The following is a 17,714-nucleotide window of genomic DNA, read 5'->3' as shown; positions in this document are numbered from 1 at the left end:
ATGCGCTCCGTGTTGACAGAAGCGCTCCCCGAGGGGACAAACGAGCCCATGGCCGATCCTCGCCCGACCGCCGAGACGACCGCCGCCTTGCCCATGGAGGGCGACGTCGCGCGTGTCCTCGTCGACAACCACCGCGAGTTTCTGGCGTTCCTCGAGCGCCGCCTCGGGGACCGCGCCCTCGCCGAGGACATCCTGCAAGAGGCGTTCACGCGTGGGCTCCAGCGCCTCGACACGCTCCAGAAGGACGAATCCGCGATCGCCTGGTTCTACCGCCTCCTGCGCAACGCCGTCGTCGATCACCGCCGCCGCCAGGGCTCCGCGCGCCGCGCGCTCGACGCCTTCGCCTCCGAGGTCGAGGATCACGCCGAGCCGAACCAGGAGGTCCGCGGCGCGATCTGCCAATGCGTCACGCGCCTCGCGAAGACGCTCAAGCCCGAATACCGCGCCGCGCTCGAGCGCATCGAGGTGGAGGGCGTGGCGGTGAAGGACTTCGCCGACGAGCAGGGAATCACGCCGTCGAACGCGGCCGTGCGCGTCTTCCGCGCGCGCGAGGCGCTACGGAAGCAGGTCGCCATCTCGTGCGGGACCTGCGCCGAGCACGGCTGCGTCGATTGCACGTGCGACCCCGAGGCGCACGCGCACGGCGGCTGCGCCCCGAAGGCGTGAGGCTTTCCTGATCACGCGCGCGAAGGCCGCGCCCGCGCGACCGAGACGATCACGACGCCCGCGATCACGATGATCGCCGCAAGCCACGTCATCGCCGAGGCCGCCTCGCCGCCGAGCCAGATCCCGAGCGCGATGGCGACGAGCGGATTCACGTACGCATAACTCGTCGCAATGGCCGGCCGCGTGTTCCGGATGAGGTAGCCGTACGCGGAGAACCCCACGATCGAGCCGAACACCGTCAGATACGCGAGCGCCGCGAGCGAGCGGGCCGAGGGCGCGAGCGGCAGCGACTCACCGAGGACCGGCGCGAGGGAGAGCATGATCACGCCGCCCGCGATCATCTGCGCGGCCGAGGCCATGAGGCCCTTCGGCAGGTCCAAAGACCGGCTGAAGAGCGAGCCGAGCGCCCAGGCGAACGGCGAGAGCATCATCAGCAAGAGCCCGCCCGTCGAGCCGCCCATCACGCCGCCGAGGTGCAAGAGCGCGGCGCCCGTGAAGCCGACCAGAAGGCCCGCCCATTCCCCGGCCGAAGGCGCGGCGGACGAGCCTTCGCGGCCTCTGCGGCGCTGCACGAACGCCGCGGCGCTGCCGAGCACGGCGACCCAGAGCGGCATCGTCGTCACCACGACCGCGGCCACGCCCGAGCTCACCCACCCCCGCTGCTGGCCGATCGCGAGAAACCCATTGCCACACGCGAGCAAGAGCGCGCCCACGAGCGCGGCCCCGGCCCATTGCCTCCGCGTCGGCGCGGCCTCCCCGCGCAGCCGCAGCGCCCCGTACAGAATGCCGCCCGCCAGCACGAACCGCGTGCCGCCCATGAAAAACGGCGGCAGCGTCTCCAGCGCGATGTGCATCCCGAGGTACGTCGAGCCCCAGATGACGTAGAGGGAGAACAACGAGACGAGCACGAGCCATTGCTGCCGCAAGGCCGCGAGGACCCGCCGAAGCTTCCCGGAAAACCCTTCTCTCGACACCGTGATGTGCGCCCGCGAAAGGGCCTCGACCACCACGAGCCCTTGATCGGCGCCACGGTAGCAGCCGCCCGCCGAGAGCACCACGTCGTCCGGATCACCCTCGCGGGTGAGCCAGACCGACCCGCTCGTACACGCGAGGGCGAACGGCCCCCGGAGCTTCTGCGCCCACAACGCACCCTTGGCAAGATCGAGCTCGACAGGGCGCGGCGCGAGAGGCGCCACGCCCGCGCGGAACCTTGGCGCGGTCATCATGCCTGAAGCTTGACCCCGGACCGGCAGCCGGCACAGATGCAGTTGCTCGGCATGTGCGACCGGTACAGTCGAGCGAAACTGGTGCTGTACCGGTCGACGCCCGCGGCAACTGTACCGGTGCGGGGGAGGCCCTCGCGGGGTATCCTTGGCCTTCGTGCAGCAAGAAACCGTCGCCGCCGGGCAGGGCCTTCTTTACGAGCGCGTCGCCGCGCACATCGAGGAGCTGATCGAGCGGGGCACGCTCCGCCCCGGCGATCGGATCCCCTCGGTGCGGCGGCTCGCGCGCCAGCAGAGCGTCAGCATCGCGACGGTGCTGCAGGCCTACCTCGAGCTCGAGAATCGTGGGGTCATCGAGGCGCGTCCGCAGTCGGGACATTACGTGCGGGCCCGCCGCGCGCCGCTCCCGCCCGAGCCCCGCGCGGCGCGCGCATGCACGACCACGAGCCGCCCGAGCATCGGAACCCTCGTCGCGAGGCTCTACGGCGCCGGGCGCGATCCGAGCATCGTGCCGCTCGGCGCGGGGTTCCTCGATCCCGAGCTCCTGCCGACCGAGCGGCTGAACCGCTCCTTGAGCCTCATCGCCCGGAGCGCGGGCGGCGCGGGCGTGGCCTACGACCTGCCGCCCGGCCTCGTCGCGCTGCGCCGGCAGATCGCACGCCGATCCATCGATTGGGGCTGCGCGCTCTCGACGGACGACATCGTCACCACCGTGGGCGCGGCCGAAGCGCTCCACCTCTGCCTGCGCGCCGCCACGCGGCCGGGCGATACCGTGGCCGTCGAATCGCCCGCGTATTACGGCCTCTTGCGGCTCCTCGCCAGCCTCCACATGCGGGTCATCGAGATCCCTGCGCACCCGCGCACGGGCATGGACCTTTCCGCGCTCGCGGAGGCGATGGGGCGCCACCGCATTCGCGCCGTGATGGCGATCCCGAACTTCAACAACCCGCTCGGCTCCTTGATGCCGGACGAGGCGAAGGAGGAGCTCGTGGAGATGCTCGGACGCCGGGAAATCCCGCTCATCGAGGACGACATCTACGGCGACCTCCATTTCGGCGACGAGCGCCCGCGGCCGGCCAAGGCCTTCGACAAGCGCGGCCTCGTGATGCTCTGCTCCTCGTTCTCGAAGACGGTCGCGCCGGGGTATCGCGTCGGCTGGGCCGCGCCCGGCATCTTCCGCGAGGAGGTCGAGCACCTCAAGTTCGCGCAGAGCGTGGCCACCGCGACCTTGCCCCAAATGGCCGTCGCGGATTTCCTCGACAATGGCGGCTACGACCATCACCTGCGCGCGTTGCGGCGCAAGCTCGCGGCGCAGGTCGAGCGGGTGAGCGAGGCCGTGGCCGAGCATTTCCCGGCCGGAACGCGCATTTCACGGCCCGCGGGGGGATTTCTGTTGTGGGTGGAGCTGCCGCCAGGCACGAGCGCGCTCCTGCTCTTCGAGCGCGCGCTCGCGCGTGGCATCGCCATCGCGCCGGGGCCGCTTTTCTCGGCGAAGCAGCGCTTCACGGGGTACATCCGCTTGTCGTGCGGGCACCCGTGGTCGGAGCTGTTCGATCACGCGATCCGTACGCTCGGGAAGCTTTGCGCGGAGTGCGCGGGGTAGAGGCGCCCGCGATTCAGTTGACGGGCATCGGATCGGTGGGACCGGGAATCTCGCCGCCGCCGCCGCCGATCGGGCCGACCGGCGCAAGGAGAATCAACGTTTGGCTCCGGCGGGCGTCGCGCGCCCCGCGCTTCGAGGCGGAGCACGCCTCCCAGCTCCTCGACGTCGAGCAGAATCGTCCCGCCGCCGCCGCCGCCACCGCCGTCATTCGCCGCGCCGCCGCCCGCCGCGCCATTCGCACGAATCGCAGGCTTGGCGCCGCCCGCGAGCAGGGAGCCCTCGATCCTGTGCGCATGAATGATCACGAGCCCGCCGCCCGCGCCGCCCGCGCCGCCCGCATTGTGCGAGTGCCCGCCGCCGCCCGCATTCGCGGGCGCCCCGCGCCCTGCCCCTTTTGACGCGTCGATGCTCGCGATGCCTTCTCCTTTCGCGCCCACGAGCGACGACGGGAAGGCAACGACGTAATCGGCTATCGGCGTCCCCCAGGCGTTGATCGAACGATCCCCGCCACGAAAGCCGCGCTCCCTCACGTCGATGTCGCCCGCGAGGATGTGTTCCCGACCCAAAAAGTTCGTGGGACCACCGGGCTTCCATGCGCGCGCCGAGCCCTCCTGGGGGACATGAGCCCCAGGGATGGATCATGACGGATCCACCGTCGCCCCGGGATCCCCATTTGCAATCGATGTCCTTTCGCGTAGTTGTCGAGGGCGCGCCGTTGGCAACGACCTTGCTTGCGCCGGAGCACTCATGTCGAACGACGACACGCCTTTCGACCTCGGGCCGCCGCCTCCCATCTTCATCCCGCCGCCCGGGCCTGTCGCCGGCGCGCCGCCGCCCGCGCCCGTGGCGTTCGCCGCGCGGGCGATTGTGCCGGAGGCTCCGCTGCCCGCGGCGCCTGCGCTGCCGCAAAGGATCATGGCGATGTCGGCGAAAGCGCCGGGCTCGTACACCGTGAAGTCGGGCGATACACTCGGCGCGATCGCGGGGAAATACGACACCACGGTCAGCGCAATCCTCGAGGCGAACCCGCAGATCTCGAACCCGAATCAGATCTCCGTCGGGCAGCAGATCAAGCTCCCCGGCGCGTCGAGCGGCACCGGCGGCGCCTCGTCGCAGCCGAGCCAGCCCAAACCACCGCCGAAGAAGCCTCCGCCGAAGAAGCCGGCGCCCGCCAAAGACAAGGACGACGACAAGGATTCGAAGGCCGGCCGCAAGCTCATCTTCCCCCTCTGGAAAAAAGCCACGGCGAGCTGGAAAGACGGTCCCCGGTACTTCGGCTGCCCACGCTCGGGGGGACGCAAGCACGGTGGCGTGGATCTGTATGCGCCGTTTGGCTCGAAGATCCGCGCGATCGCCGATGGCGTCATCATCCGCGCGCCCTATTTCTTCTATGACGGGACGAACGCGCTCGAGGTCTTCCACCCGGGCGTCGGCGTCGTCCGGTATGGCGAGATTTCGAGCAGCAAACGCGTCAACGTTCGGGCTGGGCAAAAGGTCAAATGCGGCGAGCACATCGCGTACGTCGGCCTGCTCGACTCGCTCGGCATGTCGATGATCCATTTCGAGCTCTTCGGCGAGCGGGCGCGCGGACAGGCGCTGACGCAGATGAGCGGCCCCTATCGAAGGCACCCCGCGCTGAAGAATCCCACGCAGCTCATCGACAAACTCCATCGATTGACGTTCAAGTGAGCGCTCCTCGGGAAGACCCTTGCAGAGAACGATGAAGCCATGAGCAACGTAAAAATCTCACTGGAGTCCGGGGAACAGCTCGACGTCCGCAGCTTTGCGGTGCACGAGGCGCTGAGCGCGTCGTTCCAGATCGACGTCATCGCGGTCGGCGACGACGACGTCGATCTGAAAAAGATCAGCGGTCGCCCCGCGTCGTTTGGCCTCGTGGGCCACGGCGGCCCGCGTATCTGGACGGGCGTGTGTGCGAGGATCGCGCAGACGGAGGTCGAGTCCGACGGGCTCTCGACGTACGCGCTCCGGATCGTCCCCGTGTTCTGGCTCTTGAGCCATCGCCGCAACCACCGCGTCTACAAGCACGCGTCCGTGCCGCAGATCGTGAAGAAGGTCCTCGACGAGTGGCGTTTGCCCTTCGAGCTCCGGCTCGACGAGGACGACTACACGAAGCGCGAGTTCAAGGTGCAATACGGCGAGACCGACCACGATTTCGTGCGGCGCCTCCTCGTCGACGCGGGCATCTCGTTTTTCTTCACCACCCCCGAGGGCGAGAAGGAGACGAAGATGATCCTCACCGATACGCCGACCACCTCGGAGCCACGCGAGAAGGCGCTGCCGTTCGTGCGTTCGGCGAGCCTGGCGGAGAAGGCGGAGCACATCACGGACGTCAACATCGCCCACGACGTGCGCCCGGGGCGCGCCGTCGTGCGTGATTTCGATTTCCGCCGCCCGACATTCCCGCTCGCCGGCGTGCACAGCGCTGACGACGACGGGCCCGACAGCATGCTCGAGGAGTATTTTTTCCTCCCCGGATCGAGCCACGCCGCCGGCGACGGCGACGGCAGCACGCCCGTCGGCGACGCGGAGGGGAATTACCGGCACAACGAGAAGGAGGCCAAGCGCAAGGCGCAGCGGCACGTCGAGGCCATGCGCGGCGCGGCCTCGCGCATCAGCTTCAATACATCGGCGACCGACGTCGCACCCGGCACCGTCTTTTCGATGAAGGGACATCCGCACCGGGATCTCGACAATGGGAAAAAGCTCCTCGTCCTCTCGTCCTTCGTCTCGGGCGAGGTCGACGACGATTGGCATGCGGGCGGCGAAGCCGTCTCGGCGGACAAGCCTTTCCGGCCCCTGCTCACCTCGATCAGCCATGGCGACGCGCATCGGAGCGGCGAAGACGGCGCGTTCAAACCGCTCTCGAAGACGAGCAAGCCGCGCATCCACGGCGTCCAGAGCGCGGTCGTCGTCGGGCCGCCCGGCGAGGACATCCATTGCGACGAACATGGCCGCGTGCGCGTGCAATTCCCTTGGGATCGCGAGGCGAAAGGCGACGAGAAGGGCTCATGCTGGGTGCGCGTCTCCCAGGCCTGGGCGGGGCCCGGGTTTGGCATGGTCACGCTGCCGCGCGTCGGGCAGGAGGTGCTCGTCGCGTTCCTCGAAGGCGATCCGGACCTCCCGGTCGTCGTGGGCCGCCTGTTCGGCACGATCTCGCCGGTGCCTTATTCGATCCCGGAGAACAAGACCCGCACGACGCTCAAATCGAGCTCCAAGAACGGCGGCAACGAGATCACGTTCGACGACAAGGCGGACGGCGAGCTCTTTTACCTCGAAGCCACGAAGGACCTGCACAAGGTCGTCCAGGAGGACGAGCTCGAAGAGACGAAGGGCAACCGGCACGTCACGGTCGAGGGGGATCTCATCCTCTCGGCGAAAGGGAACGTCATCATCCAGGCCGGCAAAGAGCTCGTCGTCAAGGGCGGCCCGAAGATCCAGCTCAACCCGCCCGTGGAAGTGCCCGCGGCGCGCAAACCGAAAAGGCTCGGCGGACACGGCCCCAAGAAACACGCGAAGCACGAGCAGAACGAGGCGAAACACGAGCCCGCGAAGCATGAGCCCCCCAAGCACGAGAAAGAGAAAGCGCCGCCCAAGCACGACCACGACAAGGAGCCTCACGGCAAATCGAAGGCCGCGAAGCAGAACGAGCTGCTCGGCAAGATGAACCCCGGCCCCGCGGGCAAATACCACCAGATCGCCGCGGCCCGCAAGGCGAAGGCAGAACACTACAAGGAGCTCGCGAAAAAGATCGGCGAGCGGTACGACATCCCGCCCGCCCTCGCGCTCGCCTGGATGAACCGCGAGTCGGCGTTTGGCGAGTTCCTCGACGCGAACGGCTACAGCAAATTCGACGGGATGGGCTTCGGGTTGTTCCAGGTCGACAAACGGTACCACACGCCGAAGGGCGGCCCCTCGGACTGGCACCACATCGATCAGGCGATGGACATCTACAAGGGATACATTCGCCAGGTCAAGGACAAGCACCCCGGCTGGAGCGAGGAGGAGTACCTCGCCGCGGGCCTCGTCGCCTACAACGCGGGCCCGAGCAACGCGCAGACGCGGCCCTCGTCCACAGCGGCATGGGCGCAGCTCGACAACGGCACCGCGCACGACGATTACTCGCGCGACGTATGGGCTGAAGCGCAGTGGTATTCGAAGAACCTGAAATGGTGATGGGGAGGGGTCGATGGCACAGGTAGCTCGCAAGGGCATCGACGAATGCAGCGGCCACGACGGGTGTCCGCCGCGCAAAGCCATCGAGGGCAGCCCGGACGTCTTCCTCGACGGACACGCCATCGTGCGGGTCGGCGACCTCTGGGAGCCCCACGACGGCCCCGACCACCCGCACCACGACAGCGTGGCCGAAGAGGGATCCGACGAGATTTACGTCAACGGCAAGGCCGTCGTCCGCGTCGGGGATTGCCTCGATTGCGGCAGCGTCGTGAAGACCGGCAGCATGGCCCTGTTTGCCGGCGGGAAAAAGATCCCGAAGAAGACGCCGGGGGAGGCCGAAGATCGACCGAACCGCGCCGAGCGACAAAACAAGATCTTGCTCAAGATGAAGCCGGGCAAGATGCCCCGAGCGAGCGTCGAGGCGCCGATGGACCGGGCGCGGGCGCAGAAGCTCGTTCCGCTCGCGAAGAAGCTCGGCGCGAAATACGGCATTCCTCCGGCGCTCCTGCTCGGTCTGGCGAGCCGCGAATCCGGCTTCGGCAGGCACCTCCGCGCGGACGGGTACGGCAAGTACGATCCCGACGGGTATGGCATGTTCCAGGTCGACAAGGAGTTTCACAAGCCAAAGGGCGGGCCTTTCAGCATGGATCACGCCGAGCAGGCCATGCGAATCTGGAGCGACACGTACAAATCCGTGAAAGCCGCGCACCCGAGCTGGACCCGGGAGCAGCTCCTCGCGGGCTCCATCGCCGGCTACAACTTCGGGTCGGGCAACGTCCGGACCCAGCCGAGAGACACGACGAGCTGGGCCAAGCTCGACGACGGCTCGGCAGGGGACGATTACTCGCGCGACGTATGGGCGCGGGCGCGGTATTTTTCCAAGCGCCTCAAGTGGGACTGAGCCGCGGGCAGGAATCGTATTCATGGAGATCATCACCCTCCCGCCCGTTCTCACGGGCTCTGTCACGTGGCAGGAGCAGCCGGGGCAATGGTCGCTCACGGTCGTCTGCAAGCTGACGTACGCGCTCAAGCCCGGCACGTCGATCGTGGCGACCGAGCCCGAGGGCATCAACGAGCGCGACAACCACTGGGACGACGACCCGGGCAAATGCGTTTATGCCCCGAGCGACCTCGCGCCCACCAAGCCCCGGCCGGAGGTCGTGCTCGTCGGCAGCGCGTTCGCGCCGCGGCGGGAGCCCGTGCGTTCGCTCTTCGCGAGGCTCGTCGTCGCGGACGTCGACAAATCGATCGAGGTCCTCGGCGCGCGCACGGTCACGAGGGACGGCGCCGTCTCGGAGGGGCCCAAATGGACGCAGATGCCCCTCCGCTACGAGCGCGCCGCCGGCGGCGAGGATTCGTGGAATCCCGTCGGGATCGACCCGTCCGTCGTCGACGCGTACGGGCGGCGTACCTTGCCAAACCTGAAGCCCCCCGGGCTCATGGATGCGGACGTCTCCCGCCCGATCCCCCCGGTCGGGTTCGGCCCCATTGCTTCGCGGTGGCTCGTCCGCAGCGCCAAGCTCGGCGCGCTCGTGGGGGCGTTCGCGAACAACACCTGGACCGAGACGCCGCTCGGGATGGACTTCGACGGCTCGTATTTCCAGAGCGCGCCGCCGGATCAGCTCGTCTCCGAGCTGCGGCCGGACGAGCCCCTTTTGCTCGAAAACATGCACCCGGAGATCGAGCGATTCTCCACGCGCCTGCCGGGGATCAAGCCGCGCATGCGCGTGGAGATCGAAGGCCTGCCGCCCTGGGAGCCCGATCTCGTCCCCGACACCTTGTGGATAGACACGAACCGCGCCATCGCGAGCCTCACGTTCCGCGCGCAAATCCCCCTCGACGGCCGTGATCAGCCGGGCCGCATCTTCATCGGGGTCGAGTACCCGGGCGAACCCGCGCGTTTCCCCGAACCGCCCCGCGCCACGCCCGAACCGGCGCCTTCGATAGAAGACGATGACGATCTCGATCTCACGCAGACGACGGCCGACAGCCTCCAGGGCCTCGGCATGAATCCCCTGCCCTTCAAGGCCTCGCCGGCCTTGCCCTTCGCTGCCCCGGGCCTGGCCGCTCCGCCGCCGCCCCCCAAAGCGCCGCCCCCCAAAGCGCCGCCTCCCCAAGTGCCGCCTCCCCAAGTGCCGCCCGAAGATCAGCAGGACACCGCGGTGTTCGTCGAGACCATTCCTCGTCATGCAATACCGACGTGGCTCGCCGGGACGAAGACGCCCGCGCCTGCGCCTGCGCCCGCGCCGCCCAGGACCACGCCGCCGCCGGTCGTGGCCCCACCGCCGCCCATGGCAGCGCCGCCGCCTCCTCCCCTGACGACGCCGCCGCAGACGCACCTCGCGCCCGCGCCTTTGCGCCCGCAGGCCCCGTCACTCCCGGGCGTCGTCGTCCCGCATTCGGCGCCGCCCGCGCCCGCCCTCCCGATGCAGCCGCCGCCCGTCGCGCGCCCTGCCGGCACCACGGTGGGGCAAGCGGCGGTGCTCGCCGCGCAAAAGGCGCGCCCCGCGCCCGAGGCCCCGCCGCCCGCCGCGCCGCCGGCCCCGATCGAAAAGGACCGTTCGCGCCCCGCCAAGACCGATCCGCGTGTCCTCGCCACAGCGGCATTCCTCGGCGCGGCCGAGGCCTCCCATGCCGCCGCCGCAACAGCGCCCGCGGAGGACGAACGCGAAAAGGAGCGGCGCGACAAACCCGCTGCCGCGGCGCCGACGACCGCGGGTTTTCTCGTTGATCTCCTGTGGTTCGCGCCCGAGCTTCCCCCGCGGCTCTCCGAACAGGAAACCTGGAAGCCCCTTATCGAACCAGCGGCGCCTGCTCCCGAAGAGCCCGCCAACGAGGCCTCCGAGGACCCGTGGAACGACGAGGATCCGGAGGCTCCGCCGCCCAAGCCTCGCAAGAAGCCCGAGCGCAAGAAAGAAAAGACCCCGGAGGAAAAAGCGAAGGACGACAAATCCCGCGTCTCCAAGGTCCTCACGCGGGCCACGCCCACGCTCGACGTGGAGAATGCGCTCTTCTCGGCGGTCAACGACGACGGCGTGCTCGAACCACCGCTCCTCGTCGTCGCGGGGGATCTCGAATTCCCCTTCGACGAAATCGAGCTCCTCGAAGTCTTGTCGAGCGCGGCCGCGCCGCTCGCGGTGGGCGACAAGAAACTCAAGGAGACGCTCGATCTCGCGAACGAGGCGCGCGGCACACCACTCGGCAGCTCCGCCGAGGTCGCAGCGAGCTTCTCGCTCCGCGTGCGCGAGGCGTGGGCGAAGGCAAACCGCATGCTCCCGCCCGATTACCTCGACGTGCATTCGCGGCGGGTGCTGCTCGAGCGACGCAAGTACCAGAACGCGAGCTCTCCGGCGCCGAATGGATCCGGGCGTTGCTCCACGGACCGATGGCGGACAAAGGCATCCCGACCTACCTGCCGATCGACCTCGCGAAGAAGCTGCCGCTCTTTTCGAGGTTCTCGGCCCGCCTCATCGCCTTAGCCTTGCCGCAGCAAGATCAGAGTGAGTCGCAGATCGTCGCGCTCCGCGTGCTCGCGCTCACGCGCACCGTGGCGGGCCGCCCGAAACGATGAAGGATCGTCCGCTCACGGACGCACGCGCACGCCTTGCCCCGTCGCAATGCCCATGAGCACCGCGGCATGCGTGTCCGAGATCCCGAGCAACGAGAGAATCTCCAGCGCCCCGGTCCAGGCAGGGGCGCCGGGCGCGTCCACAGCGAGCCCTCCTTGCGCGCCCACGAAAAACGTCGTGGTGAACGGCACCGGCTCCCTGTGGCTCGTCGAATGCATATCGGGCCCGAGCCCCAGCGAGACTTTTTGGTCCATGATGTTTTCCCCCTGCCGCAGGGGGACCGACAGAGCCACGACGGGCCCGCCGTACGGGCTCACGAGCCAGGGCGCGCTCCCCGCTTCCCCGCCGACCTCGAATGAATGGCCGAACAGCGGTGCGCCGTCGAGCGTCAGCGCGACCGTCCCCTTGTTCGTGCCCGTGATCCCCACGCCTGCCTTCAGCGCGAACCAATCGAGCTCCCCCGGATTGAACCGCCCCCACGTCCGCGCCGCATAAAGAAAGCGTGGATGATTGTGCCGGGGGATGAAGGCCGACGCGGGATCGGCGTCGTCGTAGTCCAGATTGAGCGCGCCCGAGAGCCCACCGCCCACGGTCGCCCATTCGTTGACCTGGGATTCGACCCGCAGCTCGGCCCCGACCCCGCCGTCGACCCAGATCCCCGCGCCGAGCCCCACGACGAGCATGACCCGCATGTCGCCCGGCTCGTTCGGCGCGATCCTCGCGAGGTTCGGCAGCAAGGGTGGTGGCGAGATGACGTTGCAGCTCAAACTGAATGCGGAGAGCGCGGCGCCGAGAACGAGGCGTTGGTTGCGGAGCATCGTCCGCACTCTATCATGGCGGGCTCACTTCTTGTGAAAATCGAGCCGCCGTGGGGGACGACAGAAGGCCCCGGTCTGGGCCCCCGGTCCCTCGGGGGGATCGTCGGTGAAGGCCGAAGCTTCGAGCTGACGCACAGAGCGCCCCGCGCGATCGACGATCTCGTGAGATTCCGTGGGGCCGGGACTACGCCAGCCCTCGGCGTAGAGATGACCTCGATAGGGCCCGGTGCGAATGGCGACGACGCAATCGGTCCCTCCCGCGACGGCCTTCACCACGGGCGTTTTTTCCCGGAGGTCGACGCCGCAGACGCTCGTGTGGGTATACCGGGGAATCTCGTAGCCCCGCGCGTCGATCAAGACCAGATCGTCGAACGCGAAGACCGGGGACCACAAGCTCAGGCACATGCCGTTTTTCGCGATCTCACGGGTCTGTCCGGATGCGAGGTCGTGGAGCAGAATGCGGTTGTCGGTGACCCGAATGCCGTCCTCATCGGCGGGCGAAATCCCCTCGGCTCGCACGAAGACGACCCGCTTCCCATCCGGAGAGAGCGCGGGCGAGTTGTCTTTCCCCGAATCGGTCAACTTGCGCGCGGATCCATCCTGCGCGCAATAATAGATATGGCCCTCGTGGGCCTCCACGCCGGGGCGCGCCTCGGCCCCCGCGCACGGCGGCGCGGCGGCGGCGACGGAAGCGCTCGGCGCGGCCTCGGCCGAAACTTCGGGGGGCGGCGCGGACGCAGCCACGGGCGCCTCCGGCCCGGCGGAAGGCGCGGGATCCCTGCTCTCCCGACGCGAACAGCCGGACGCGACCAGGGCTGCGGCTATCATGAGCGCGGCCTGGGGTTTGCCTTTCTGCCGGGTCGCGGTAGGGAGCACGGGCATGGCGGCGCCAACGCGCCGGAGCGCGTCGACCTTCCACCTTGGAGTTCCTTCATGACGTTCCGTTACAACGTGCTCTCGCCGGAGTTCCGGACCCATCCCTACCCGGTTTATGCGGAGATGCGCCGCGACGCGCCCGTATGTCAGGTGGACCCGGGTGGCATGTGGGCCGTCACGCGGCACGACGACGTCCTCTTCGTGCTCAAGCATCCCGAGCTCTTTTCCTCGCGCGGCTTTGGCCTGGCGGTGAACCCGCCGTGGCTCGGCGGCAATCCGTTCGCCGATTCGATGATCACCATGGATCCGCCCCAGCACGGGCGGCTCCGCGCGCTCGTCTCGAAGGCCTTTGGCACCTTCGCCATGGCGCGGGTGGAGCCACGCGTGCGGGCATTTGCCGAGCAAGCCGTCGCCGAGCTGCCGCTCGGAGAGCCCGTCGATATCATGCCGCCTTATGCCCTGCGAATTCCGGCCTTCGTCATCGGCGACCTGATGGGGCTCTCCCCCTCGCTTCACGCGCGCCTCAAGCGATGGGCGGACCTCATCACCGGCGGCGTCACCACGGTGCGTCCGGACGAACACGATCGCATGCAGCTCGCCCGCGACGCCGTGGCGGACCTGCGGCGTTATTTCGGCGAGCTCTTGGAAGAACGCCGGGCCGCGCCCGCCGAGGATCTCGTGAGTGACCTGCTCGCGGCCAAGGTCGACGGCGAGGCCCTGACCGAGGACGAGCTGATTGCCTTCATGACCTTGCTCCTCGTGGGCGGCATCGAGACCGCGGTGAACATGCTCGGCACCTCGCTCGTGATCCTCCTCGAACGGCCGGAGCTTTGGGAGAAGCTACGCGCGGATCGGTCGCTCCTCCCTGCCTTCATCGACGAGGTGCTGCGGTACGAGCCGCCGCTCCACGCGGTGCCCCGCACGACGACCGCGGAGGTCGAGCTCGGCGGCGTGACATTGCCCAAAGGCGCGCCGCTGCTCGTGATGGTCGGCTCGGCCAACCGCGACGAATCCCAGTTCCCGGACGCGGGCCACTTCAACCTGGAGCGGCCCGGCGCGAAGAACCTGCCCTTCGGCCACGGCGTGCATTTTTGCCTCGGCGCGCAGCTCGCGCGCATGGAGGGGCGCCTCGCGCTGGAGGCGCTCTTCGATCGCGCGCGCCGCATCTCCCCCGGCCCCGAGCCGATGGCCTGGCACCGCACGCTTTTGGTGCGTGGCCCCGGCTCGTTGCCCATCGTGCTGCATTCCGCCTGAACGTACGGCCTCCTGCCAGGATCTCTCGGGATTTCAGGGCGGGACGGGCGCTCGGAAGGGATGGCAGCCGGGCCTCCTCGACCATAGATATCTCTGGGGGGGACCTATGATCTACGAGGAGCTGTGGGACCTCGATCAGGCGCACGAGGGATGCCACGTCGCGGCCCGAACGGCCGAGAGCACGTGGATTCCGGAGGACGCCGACATCAAGCTCGATCTCCAGGGCTGCGCTTCCGGCAAGCGCCACGTGGACCTCGCGACGCGCCCGCTCTTCGCCTACGTCGATCCGGCCGTCCTGCGCAGGCCGACGTATGCGGCGCTCCTCGCTCTCCTCGACAATTACATCCTCGACCCGTACGCCCCGGAGAGCGAGTCGCCGGAAGAAGAGCGGGAGATCCACGATTTCCTTCGAATCGTCGCCCGGACGCCCGTGATGCAACGAGCGCTCGTGTACATTCGCGAGGAGCTCGGGCACGCGCTCTCCGAGGCGAATCTCCAGGAACACCTGCGGGACCTCTGGTTTCAGACCTACACGAACCATTATAACCGCCGTATTCTGGAGGACGCCTCGGCGTTCGAGCACGTCTTCGTGGGGGAAGGCCGGTACGATCCACGTCGCGGCATCGAGGCGCTGGGCGAGCTCTCCGGGTACCATTCGTGGGTCAAGTTTTACCTGGACGAGTCCCACCGGCGCGTAAACTATCTGGGATACCAGTGCGGCGTGCGCCACCTCGACCATCACTCGGCGCCGAGCTCGGTGACGCTCCAGATGCTCTTGTACTACACCGACCTATCGGGGACGGTGCGAGCCGAGCTGTTCAAGAGGATCGGCGGATTCTTCATCGGCACGAGCCCCGCGTTCGACATCGCCATCGGCGCCGTCGCTTTCCACGAGAGCGTGGCAGGCCTCTTCGAGGACAACCGGCGGCGCATCCGGATCCACGACGAGACCTACGATCTCGTCCTTTACCGCGACGTCCGTGAAGACGGCTCCCTCGGCGACCACATTCGATCCCTTTATCCGGTCTTCGTCGGGGACGGCAGGGCCGATGCGCTGGAGGAAGGGCCTGCCGTGATCCGGCCCGTACGAGCGGCTCTACGCAACGAGGGGCCGGTCGTCATCGAGGAGGCGATGCCGAACCCTGACAGCGGGAAGGAATGGATTCGCCTCCGCAACGTGTCCGCGGAGGCCATTGATCTTTCGGGCTGGACCTTGCGGGATCGCATGGCGCGCCCCGCGCCGCTCGGAGGGACGATCGGTGCGGGCGAGGACATCGAGATCGAGGTGCGCCGCGACGTCGAAGGGGGCATGGCGCTCGGCAATCGCGGCGGGACCATCCTCCTTTATGACCGGAACACGCTCGTCTCCGCGGCGAGCTACGGCCCCACCCGGCGGGGCGAGGCCGTCCGATTCCGCCCTTGATCCCGCTCAGAGCCCGGTCACCGCGATTTGCTGGACGACGGAGACCGGGGTCCCGCTCTGCGTCCTCGCCGTCCCCGACAGCCACACGCTGCGCGTGCCGGCCACGGAAAACCCGGTCTGCTGCGTGATCGCGATCCGCAGGGCATCATTCCGCTGCGCCGTGGCCGCCACGCGCGCCGAGCGAAGGCTGCCCTGGCGATCGACGAGCACGAGCGTGAGGTCGGTCATCGTGACGCCAGGCCTCGCATAAAGGACCACGTCGTTCGGGCCATTCACGGCCAGCACGCAAGCCGGGCACGCAGGCCAGTTCGGCTGCGGGAACGTCCACGGCGAGGCGGCGACCGTCGGGTGGCGTGTGCTCGGAATGGACAACGTGTCCGGGAACGACGCCTGCGCGACGAGCGCCGCATTGAACTCCCCCGCGAGCGTGGTCAAGAGCGTGGACGCCAGGGCCGGATTGGGCAACGGATCATTCTGTGCCCCCACGGGCGCGGCGTCGTCGCAAGGCACGCCGAGGGCACGGCACAAGGAGAGGCGGCGCACGGCGCAGTCGTTCGTCCCGACGCACGTATCCGGATCCGCGCGGATGTTCGAGCCGTTTTGCTGGAGCACGACGCCCGATTGATAGATCGCGTCGAGGATCTCGGGCGCTGTGGCCGCGGGGTTGTACGCCCACCTGCCCGCGGCGATCGCGCTGGCGACCGCCGTCGCGACGGACGTGCCCGTCAAGAGCGGCGGCGCCGTGGGGGGTTGCCCGTTCGTATTGGGCGTGACCGCGGCATTCGACGACATATCCCAGCCGGCCGCGAGCAGGCCGAGGGCCGCGATGCGCGGGCGCGCGAGCGGGCGCGGCGGGACGAGGGGGGCGTCGTTGTAATCGACGCCGCCGACGGCATACACGACGCGATCGTAGGCCTGCGCGGACGCGGGCCTGCGCGGGAAGTTCGGCCATCGCTCGGCCCACGCCGCGATGAACTTGGCGCCGACGAGCGCGTCGCACGTCGCCGCGTCGGGCGTCGAGATCACCTCCCAGCGCGCAGGACACACGAGGCCGCTCGGCGGCGTGGGGCCGCCGGTATCGTTGCCCGCGGCCGCGAGGAGGAGCGCGCCGTGGCACGCGGCATACCGCATCGCATCGAGCACGGCGCGCGCGGGCGGCGCGAGCAAATCGGGATTCTGCGCGAGCTTTTCGGGCGCGCAATTGCTCCGCTCCGGATCGTCCTCCCAGCCGACGCTCAGATTGATGACGAGCCGCGGATCACCCTGCCCCGCGGCGACCTCGGTACGCCAGGAGAGCACGCTCCGCTCGATGGCCTGCGCGAGATCCCCCTCCGTGCCGAAAAACCCGCCCTGCGCCGGCGAGGTGACCAGGGGATTCGCGAGGTCTTCGCGGGGCAAACCGAGCGCCGTCGTGACGTGGGCCGCGCAAGGGGCCGCCTCGCTGTTTGGACACGCGAGATCACGGGCGACGTGCGCCACGGTATCGCCGTGCCGGCTCTGGCCGACGGCAATGCCTCCGGAGAGCGCGTCGGGCGACGTGTCGGCGACAACGACCCGTACCGGGCGCGGGAGCGTGGGATCCATGGCGGACGGCGCCAGCGAATCGACGCCGCCAGCCCGTCGATTGAGCGATTTGCGCGCCCAGCCCGCGGCGTCCTCCTCGAAGCCGAGCGGCGCCGTGTCGATGCAGTCCTCGCCGAGCTCCGCGCCCGCCGCGACGACCGTCTGGAGGTGATTGATCTCGTCATCCCCCGGTCCATTCGGGCCGTACGGCAAGCATTGCGTCGCGCCCGGGCCGTTCACGCGCGCGCCGGTCCACTCGTAGACGCAATACCGCGCGAGCGCGGGCGGAGGGCCGCCCACCGGCCCCTTGAAGAGCTTTTCCTCCGCCCATATGCCGAGGGAATCGGCGGGACAAGGGGCGCTGGGATTCCCGATGGAGATCCAGCGCTGGCCGGTGCAGCCGGCGTCGTCCTCCGCGGGAGGACACGGCGCAGGCGTGGGGACGCAGGCGAATCCGGGGGCGAGCACGGCGCCGAGGACGACCAAGGAAAGCCCGAGGCGGGACGACAGGAAGCGGGACACGAG

13 protein-coding genes are annotated in these 17,714 nt (G+C 68.9%); 8 read left to right on the top strand and 5 right to left on the bottom strand.

What is annotated here, in order from left to right; genetic code table 11:
* Positions 1 to 666 carry an RNA polymerase sigma factor gene (locus tag POL67_RS17015; RefSeq protein WP_276075730.1) on the top strand — a complete coding sequence of 222 codons (666 nt, stop codon included), beginning with the start codon at positions 1 to 3 and terminating at the stop codon, positions 664 to 666.
* An 11-nt stretch (positions 667 to 677) separates the two neighbouring features.
* Here the strand turns inward: POL67_RS17015 and yedA are convergent, their stop codons facing one another.
* Positions 678 to 1,892 carry a drug/metabolite exporter YedA gene (yedA, locus tag POL67_RS17010; protein WP_271918417.1) on the bottom strand — a complete coding sequence of 405 codons (1,215 nt, stop codon included), beginning with the start codon at positions 1,890 to 1,892 and terminating at the stop codon, positions 678 to 680.
* 154 nt (positions 1,893 to 2,046) lie between these two features.
* Between yedA and POL67_RS17005 the strand changes: the two genes are divergently transcribed.
* Positions 2,047 to 3,492 carry an aminotransferase-like domain-containing protein gene (locus POL67_RS17005; RefSeq protein ID WP_271918416.1) on the top strand — a complete coding sequence of 482 codons (1,446 nt, stop codon included), beginning with the start codon at positions 2,047 to 2,049 and terminating at the stop codon, positions 3,490 to 3,492.
* On the opposite strand, the gene POL67_RS17000 is transcribed toward POL67_RS17005, so the two are convergent.
* Complete coding sequence (locus POL67_RS17000) at positions 3,444 to 4,058, bottom strand: hypothetical protein (protein ID WP_271918415.1); 615 nt, start codon at positions 4,056 to 4,058, stop codon at positions 3,444 to 3,446. The genes POL67_RS17005 and POL67_RS17000 overlap by 49 nt on opposite strands.
* 181 nt (positions 4,059 to 4,239) lie before the next feature.
* Between POL67_RS17000 and POL67_RS16995 the strand changes: the two genes are divergently transcribed.
* The 4 genes from POL67_RS16995 to POL67_RS16980 are packed head-to-tail and all read left to right on the top strand — an operon-like array spanning position 4,240 to position 11,165.
* A complete protein-coding gene (locus POL67_RS16995; RefSeq protein ID WP_271918414.1) occupies positions 4,240 to 5,181 on the top strand; it encodes a LysM peptidoglycan-binding domain-containing protein in 942 nt (313 codons plus the stop codon).
* A gap of 39 nt (positions 5,182 to 5,220) precedes the next feature.
* Positions 5,221 to 7,686 (top strand): type VI secretion system tip protein TssI/VgrG, encoded by a 2,466-nt coding sequence (gene tssI / locus POL67_RS16990; protein WP_271918413.1) that lies wholly within the window; start codon positions 5,221 to 5,223, stop codon positions 7,684 to 7,686.
* 13 nt (positions 7,687 to 7,699) lie between these two features.
* Complete coding sequence (locus tag POL67_RS16985) at positions 7,700 to 8,587, top strand: PAAR domain-containing protein (RefSeq protein WP_271918412.1); 888 nt, start codon at positions 7,700 to 7,702, stop codon at positions 8,585 to 8,587.
* 22 nt (positions 8,588 to 8,609) lie between these two features.
* Positions 8,610 to 11,165, top strand: a complete 2,556-nt coding sequence (locus tag POL67_RS16980; RefSeq protein WP_271918411.1) for a DUF2169 family type VI secretion system accessory protein — start codon at positions 8,610 to 8,612, stop codon at positions 11,163 to 11,165.
* A 104-nt stretch (positions 11,166 to 11,269) separates the two neighbouring features.
* On the opposite strand, the gene POL67_RS16975 is transcribed toward POL67_RS16980, so the two are convergent.
* Together POL67_RS16975 and POL67_RS16970 are read right to left on the bottom strand one after the other, a co-directional pair.
* Complete coding sequence (locus POL67_RS16975) at positions 11,270 to 12,073, bottom strand: hypothetical protein (protein WP_271918410.1); 804 nt, start codon at positions 12,071 to 12,073, stop codon at positions 11,270 to 11,272.
* A 24-nt stretch (positions 12,074 to 12,097) separates the two neighbouring features.
* Positions 12,098 to 12,955, bottom strand: a complete 858-nt coding sequence (locus POL67_RS16970) for a hypothetical protein (RefSeq protein WP_271918409.1) — start codon at positions 12,953 to 12,955, stop codon at positions 12,098 to 12,100.
* A 51-nt stretch (positions 12,956 to 13,006) separates the two neighbouring features.
* On the opposite strand from POL67_RS16970, the gene POL67_RS16965 reads away from it, so the two are divergent.
* Positions 13,007 to 14,203: a cytochrome P450 gene (locus POL67_RS16965; RefSeq protein WP_271918408.1), complete on the top strand. Its 1,197-nt coding sequence runs from the start codon at positions 13,007 to 13,009 to the stop codon at positions 14,201 to 14,203.
* A gap of 106 nt (positions 14,204 to 14,309) precedes the next feature.
* Complete coding sequence (locus POL67_RS16960) at positions 14,310 to 15,626, top strand: lamin tail domain-containing protein (protein ID WP_271918407.1); 1,317 nt, start codon at positions 14,310 to 14,312, stop codon at positions 15,624 to 15,626.
* 6 nt (positions 15,627 to 15,632) lie between these two features.
* Here the strand turns inward: POL67_RS16960 and POL67_RS16955 are convergent, their stop codons facing one another.
* Positions 15,633 to 17,711 carry a S8 family serine peptidase gene (locus POL67_RS16955; protein ID WP_271918406.1) on the bottom strand — a complete coding sequence of 693 codons (2,079 nt, stop codon included), beginning with the start codon at positions 17,709 to 17,711 and terminating at the stop codon, positions 15,633 to 15,635.
* Positions 17,712 to 17,714 lie beyond the last annotated feature (3 nt).

The organism is Polyangium mundeleinium, assembly GCF_028369105.1.
Lineage (GTDB): Bacteria > Myxococcota_A > Polyangia > Polyangiales > Polyangiaceae > Polyangium > Polyangium mundeleinium.
This window is presented reverse-complemented; position numbering and strand designations above follow the sequence as displayed.

Coding starts and splice junctions, on each gene's coding strand:
- POL67_RS17015 (WP_276075730.1), top strand. CDS start 1: ATGCGCTCCGTGTTGACAGAAGCGCTCCCCGAGGGGACAAACGAGCCC.
- yedA (WP_271918417.1), bottom strand. CDS start 1,892: ATGATGACCGCGCCAAGGTTCCGCGCGGGCGTGGCGCCTCTCGCGCCG.
- POL67_RS16995 (WP_271918414.1), top strand. CDS start 4,240: ATGTCGAACGACGACACGCCTTTCGACCTCGGGCCGCCGCCTCCCATC.
- tssI (WP_271918413.1), top strand. CDS start 5,221: ATGAGCAACGTAAAAATCTCACTGGAGTCCGGGGAACAGCTCGACGTC.
- POL67_RS16985 (WP_271918412.1), top strand. CDS start 7,700: ATGGCACAGGTAGCTCGCAAGGGCATCGACGAATGCAGCGGCCACGAC.
- POL67_RS16980 (WP_271918411.1), top strand. CDS start 8,610: ATGGAGATCATCACCCTCCCGCCCGTTCTCACGGGCTCTGTCACGTGG.
- POL67_RS16975 (WP_271918410.1), bottom strand. CDS start 12,073: ATGCTCCGCAACCAACGCCTCGTTCTCGGCGCCGCGCTCTCCGCATTC.
- POL67_RS16970 (WP_271918409.1), bottom strand. CDS start 12,955: ATGCCCGTGCTCCCTACCGCGACCCGGCAGAAAGGCAAACCCCAGGCC.
- POL67_RS16965 (WP_271918408.1), top strand. CDS start 13,007: ATGACGTTCCGTTACAACGTGCTCTCGCCGGAGTTCCGGACCCATCCC.
- POL67_RS16960 (WP_271918407.1), top strand. CDS start 14,310: ATGATCTACGAGGAGCTGTGGGACCTCGATCAGGCGCACGAGGGATGC.